Origin of the sequence: Kushneria avicenniae (assembly GCF_900112585.1) — a bacterium.
Lineage (GTDB): Bacteria > Pseudomonadota > Gammaproteobacteria > Pseudomonadales > Halomonadaceae > Kushneria > Kushneria avicenniae.
Map to the genome: position 1 here is coordinate 1 of NZ_FOLY01000015.1, position 1,712 is coordinate 1,712.

General features: G+C 57.0%; 2 protein-coding genes. Both read right to left on the minus strand.

Annotation, left to right across the window (positions count from 1 at the left end):
• Positions 1–96 precede the first annotated feature (96 nt).
• A complete protein-coding gene (gene tusA, locus BM079_RS16515) occupies positions 97–339 on the minus strand; it encodes a sulfurtransferase TusA (RefSeq protein ID WP_090136311.1) in 243 nt (80 codons plus the stop codon).
• Positions 340–371: 32 nt separating this feature from the next.
• Positions 372–1,454, minus strand: coding sequence for a 23S rRNA (cytidine(2498)-2'-O)-methyltransferase RlmM (rlmM, locus tag BM079_RS16520; RefSeq protein ID WP_090136313.1), 1,083 nt, complete (start codon positions 1,452–1,454; stop codon positions 372–374).
• Positions 1,455–1,712: the final 258 nt, after the last annotated feature.

A 1,712-nucleotide genomic window follows, 5' to 3' on the forward strand; every position in this document is an offset into this window, starting at 1 on the left:
GGGCAAAACTCCGATCGGATTTATTCTGGAAAGATGGCAGGATGAACCGGACAGGTTCCATCAAAACCCGAACCACTACTTCCCGGGACCAAACAACTAACCGGCAAGGCGAATATAATAGCGCCATGTTCCCTCTTCCTCGTGCTGATCAATCAGTTCGTGGCCGAGGAAAGTACAGAACTTCGGAACGTCCCGGGTTGTGGCCGGATCAGTGGCGATAATCTCGAGCACCTGACCCGGCGACATCTCCCTGACGCGGTTGTGCATCATCATGATGGGCTCGGGGCAATAGAGACCCGAGGTATCAAGCGTTTCGTGACATTCAGGCGCCTTGGACACGGTCTTTTCTCCTGTCGCTATTGGATCGTGTGTTAAACAATGACAACGTAGACCGTCACCTCTTCGCGATCGTGATAAAGATGGCGACACCTGACGTGCGCTCTTTGGCCCGATCTCTCAACAGACTGGTGCAAAAGCTCCAGGCATTGCTCGACCTCATGCCAGCGCTGTTTCATCGGCAGCTTGAGATTGAAGATGGCTCGTCGTGTCCATCCCTTTTCAAGCCATGTACTCATGAGTCTGGTCACTCTGGCCGGCTGATCGACCATATCGCATACCAGCCAGTCCAGCACGTGAGGCGGTTGCCAGCTATAGGCGTCCTCACGAAGATGCTCGACCTGTCCGGTGTTCATCAGTGACGCCTGCATGGGGCCATTGTCGATGGCGTATATGTTCATGCCGCGCTTGACCAGTTGCCAGGTCCAGCCACCCGGCGCTGCTCCGAGATCGGCTGCCCACATGTTGTCGCCAAGCACCTCATCCCACTGAGCCGGCTCGATGAAGGTATGCCACGCTTCCTCTAACTTCAAAGTCGAACGGCTGGGCGCATCATGCGGAAAGCGAAGGTGTCGAATGCCGTTGGAATACTCACTGCGATTGCCTGGAAAGCTGATGGCCACCTGCACCTGGTCACCGGCGGTCCAGAAAAGGTGAAGCCACCGTTTGCCCGCCTTGCGTCGCAGAGCACCACATTTACGACTGGCGCTTTCCAGCGCTTTCTGGATCGATTTACCCAGCCCTGTCAGTGCCTTGCCGTCGTTGGTATCCGGGATTTCCTGACAGATACGTTCAAAGCTCCAGCCGCTATCGCGAATCAGCGCCATGACAGGCGAGATTCGATCCTCGCAATCCAGATGGGCAAGCGGCGGGAAAGCAACCAGCGTCTGTCTTGGAAATACCAGAGTTTCGAAGGCAAGCTGCTTCTGAAGTGTATGCGCAGGCTGATTATCAGCCAGCACATAGCGAACGAACCCCGAGTTGGCGGTGGCAATCGGATAGCCGTTACTCCCCAGCTGAGCGGCTTTTGTCGTTATTTCTGCGGCAAGGTCCGCCTCGAAGCCGGCGCGGCAATAAAGCAGTATTTCGCTGGCAACACGATCGGCGTTTGCAGACATAGAAAGTATGGTTCCGACAAGGCAGTGCATGAGAGCCTGTATTGTACATGATGCCGATAGGGAATATGTCTCGAGTCCCTGCGGTCGCTGCCGCCCACGCCCGGGGCGTGACGTGCCGGGCGGCCACGGCCGTGGCCGCCGGCGCGGCATTTTCCGAGCGCGCATAAAAGAACCCCGGTCCATTGGACCGGGGTTCGGAAGGGGTGCCTGACGATGACCTACTCTCACATGGGGAGACCCCACACTACCATCGGCGCG

What these genes read in the sequence shown, in the direction of transcription:
- rlmM (WP_090136313.1), bottom strand. Translation starts at nt 1,454, where the DNA reads ATGTCTGCAAACGCCGATCGTGTTGCCAGCGAAATACTGCTTTATTGC.